The organism is Massilia sp. X63 (genome assembly GCF_041023745.1).
Taxonomy (GTDB): Bacteria; Pseudomonadota; Gammaproteobacteria; order Burkholderiales; family Burkholderiaceae_D; genus Telluria.
Genome location: NZ_JBFTEF010000035.1, coordinates 1 through 3825 on the forward strand (window position 1 = coordinate 1; position 3825 = coordinate 3825).

The 3825-nt window shown below is 58.3% G+C and carries 3 protein-coding genes; 2 read left to right on the plus strand and 1 reads right to left on the minus strand.

Annotated elements, in window-relative coordinates; translation table 11 throughout:
• Positions 1 to 161: 161 nt before the first annotated feature.
• Positions 162 to 1622, minus strand: coding sequence for a metalloprotease TldD (gene tldD / locus AB3347_RS25785; protein WP_369094511.1), 1461 nt, complete (start codon positions 1620 to 1622; stop codon positions 162 to 164).
• Between the two features lie 281 nt (positions 1623 to 1903).
• Here tldD and AB3347_RS25790 point away from each other — a divergent pair, with 281 nt between their 5' ends.
• Both AB3347_RS25790 and AB3347_RS25795 read left to right on the plus strand, forming a co-directional pair.
• Positions 1904 to 2530, plus strand: a complete 627-nt coding sequence (locus AB3347_RS25790; protein ID WP_369094512.1) for a hypothetical protein — start codon at positions 1904 to 1906, stop codon at positions 2528 to 2530.
• Positions 2531 to 2749: 219 nt separating this feature from the next.
• Positions 2750 to 3202 carry a hypothetical protein gene (locus AB3347_RS25795; RefSeq protein ID WP_369094513.1) on the plus strand — a complete coding sequence of 151 codons (453 nt, stop codon included), beginning with the start codon at positions 2750 to 2752 and terminating at the stop codon, positions 3200 to 3202.
• The last annotated feature ends 623 nt before the right edge of the window (positions 3203 to 3825 follow it).

A 3825-nucleotide genomic window follows, 5' to 3' on the forward strand; every position in this document is an offset into this window, starting at 1 on the left:
GGAGCCTCGAGGTGATTCGCCAGGAAATGTAGAGTGTCGTCGAACATGGCGACGAAGGTTAACAGCGTTGCCGCGCGTTTACAACGACAAAATAAAATGCCGTTCAGTCTTAACTGAACGGCATTAGGCCGCCAGGCCGGTTTTCCTTGCAGCGCAGCCCCTCAGGCAGTACCGCCCACGGTCACGCCGTCGATGCGCAGGGTCGGCTGGCCGACGCCGACCGGCACGCTCTGGCCTTCCTTGCCGCACACGCCGACGCCCGAATCCAGGCGCATGTCGTTGCCGATCATCGAGATGTTGTTCATCACTTCCGGACCATTGCCGATCAGGGTCGCGCCCTTGACCGGATAGCTGATCTTGCCGTTCTCGATCATGTAGGCTTCACTGGCCGAGAACACGAACTTGCCGTTGGTGATGTCGACCTGGCCACCGCCGAAGTTGACCGCATACAGGCCGTTCTTGACCGAGGCCAGGATTTCGTCCGGATCCTTGTCGCCGGCCAGCATGTAGGTATTGGTCATGCGCGGCATCGGCAGGTGGGCGAAGGATTCGCGGCGTGCGTTGCCGGTGACCGGCATCTTCATCAGGCGCGCGTTCATGGTGTCCTGAATATAGCCCTTCAGGATGCCGTCTTCGATCAGGGTGGTGCACTGGGTCGGGTTGCCCTCGTCGTCCATGTTGAGCGAGCCGCGGCGGTCCTGCAGGGTGCCGTCGTCGACCACGGTGACGCCCTTGGCCGCCACGCGCTCACCGACGCGGCCGGCGTAGGCCGAGGAACCCTTGCGGTTGAAGTCGCCTTCCAGGCCATGGCCCACCGCCTCGTGCAGCAGTACGCCGGGCCAGCCCGGGCCGAGCACGATGGTCATCGGACCGGCCGGCGCCGGACGCGCCTCCAGGTTGACGCAGGCCGACTTGACCGCTTCGGTCGCATACTTGTCGAGCAGTTCGTCGCTGAAGTAGCCGTAGTCGTAGCGTCCGCCGCCACCGGAGGAGCCGACTTCGCGCCGGCCGTTCTGCTCGGCGATGACGGTGACCGACACGCGCACCAGCGGACGGATGTCGGCCGCCAGCACGCCGTCGCTGCGCACCACCAGCACCACGTCGTACTCGCCGGCCAGGCCGGCCATCACCTGCACCACGCGCGGGTCCTTGGCGCGCGCCATCTTCTCGACGCGCTCCAGCAGCTTCACCTTCGCGGTCGCGTCGAGCGAGGCCAGCGGATCGTGCGGCAGGTAGAGCGAGCGGCCGCCGGTCGGGCGCGCCGCGCTGGCGATCTTGACGCGGCCGCTGCCTGCGCGGGCGATGGTACGGGTGGCGGCCGCCGCATCCAGCAGCGCCGCTTCGGAAATGTCGTCGGAATACGAAAAGGCCGTGCGGTCGCCCGACACGGCGCGCACGCCGACGCCCTGGTCGATCGAGAAGCTGCCGGTCTTGACGATGCCCTCTTCCAGGCTCCAGCCCTCGCTCTTGGTGAACTGGAAGTACAGGTCGGCGTAATCGACCTTGTGCGTGAACATCGAGCCCAGCGCGTTCAGCAGCTTGCCCTCGTCGAGGCCGAATGGCGTCAGCAGCACGTCGCGTGCGACAGCCAGGGAGGAAAGGTTCGGTTCGAATGGTTTCATTTTGCGTTCGGTCGTTCGTATGGAAAGCTGATTGTGCCATATCCGGCCGCTTCGTACCGGACAGGAGCCCGCCTGATACAGGGGGACGATGATCGCTGCCAAAATCCCGCTTGTCAGTACAACAAGCTGCGCCGTACACTGGACTTCAACGCAGGGCCGTCATCGGCCATGAGCGGCCACCGGAAGCCCAAGCTTGCATCATTAGCGTAAGTGATAGAGATACGTTCTACGAGACACAAAGCATGATTTCTTCGAATGGCAAATTCTAAGGATTGATTTGTATGGCGCAACTCGACTTCTTTGGTCTTGACGAAGATTTTTACAACGTGATGCAGTTTGTATTTTCGGAGACCGACCTGATTGTCTATGAAGCCTATTCTCGGGTGGACCACGACATCAGAAAACTAAGCTGCGTCGACGATTTACGATCAATCGCGCATGAGCGCGAAGGTGGATGTTTCTTGCTCAGGTCATGGTCTCCGGCCGTGACCAATTCCCCGATCTTCAAGACTTTCAAGCTCCGTCCGGAAATTGGCGCTCATAGAACCTCATTGGAAGGATCAGGTCTCATGCAATTCGCGCAAGGGCGCATTGAGGGCGGACTCCTTCATTCTTCGAGCTTCAGCCACTGGAATGAGGCAGGCGCGCTACAGCGCAGCGCTTTGCCAACCGACGACATCGATTGGCCTGCTATGCGCTTGATTTCAGGAAAAATTCACCGGCATGTGAGGAACAAGCTAGCAGTAGCCAGGATTTACTCAGCACCGGTTCTACCTGGCGCCTATGAGGCGCTCGGTCCTGGCCTCGGCATTTGGTATGGCGCCAAAGAGCATCGGAGAGACTCCGATTCCCTGATCGAGAAGCCTGACAGGTCAAGCAAGCAAAGGCCGCTGCGCGACCCGGCTTGATCTGGATGCGGAATAATCGCTTTAAAAACCTACGAGCTTCCGCCAAGGGTCGGATCCGGTCCATCGTGGCAGTCTGCGATTTTCCGGCGATGGCCACCTGCCATGCTGAGCTCAAGGGCCGTGATCGGCCAGAAGCAAGACCTTCCCGTCCGAAGACGTGTTTTGCCTTGGAGACAAAGTACGTCGGCTATTCGACGCAGTTGAAAGCAAGCAATTGACATGCAGCGCATTACCATCACGATCGATCGTGTCTTCGATATCACGACAGGGCTGTCGCGAGGCAGGCAGCCATGCACCTTCTTCAGCTTTCAAAGCGGCGAAACAAGCCAATTTGGCGTCGCACTTCCAGGCAAGCCCAAAGTTGAGAGTGGCATGACGGTATCCGTGCTCCTTGAAGAAAGCGATAACTGGCAGACCCTGTTGGGGTGGCTCAACCATGGTACTGGTGAAATTGCCTGCTGGAGTCGCGGACCTCAGGTGTTTTTCTTTTTGTCGTCATTTCCATTGGCCGCCGCCTTGCTTGCCTGGAGTAAACAGTCACTGAACGTTAGTGTAGCGGGCTTACTCGTGCTTGCGTTTTGTCTCTGGACTACCATTCGAGATTGCGTTGTATTCTCCAAGGCCAGACGTGCCCTTACAGCGATTAAGAACGACGAGTTTCATCTGGATTGATCTCCACAATGTCCTGGATGCTTTGACGTTTCACAGATTGTTGAGTGTCTGCTTTAGGTCGGTTCAGGTCTTTCGTGACAGTCTGCGATTTTTCGGCCCTGGCAACCTGCAATGCTGAGCCGAACGGCCGGGTTCGGCCAGAAGCGGACCTAACAGGGAACAGCGATCAGTTCCACTAATGAAAGAGCAGCAGTCGGTGAAAACTACATTCAAATGTTTAGTCGTGGTGCTCGGATTCGTTGTCGCTATAGGCCTCGTGATTGCTGGATTCTTTTTGTACAGCGCTTGGCAACACAATCCGCAGTGTGAGTTTCACTGCGAGGGCGTGATTCACTGGAGCACGTGGCTTCCATACGCATCGATTGGTTGGGTCTTAGCGACTATCTGCGCAATTCCGCTTGTCGCCATCGTTGCACTTGCTGCCACGCTGTTCAATGGACGACGTAAGTGAGTGGGAGTAGCCAAGGTCAGAAGTGGAAAAACGTCCGCTTTGGGTCCAGGCCGTGTAAAAACTCATGAACTGGATCGGTAAGCCGGATTGTACGTTTCAAAGCGAATCCAGAAGTGCATGGAAGCGCCCGGCCGTAACCAACCTGTTTTTCTAGTCCTCGGCAAGACCAGCA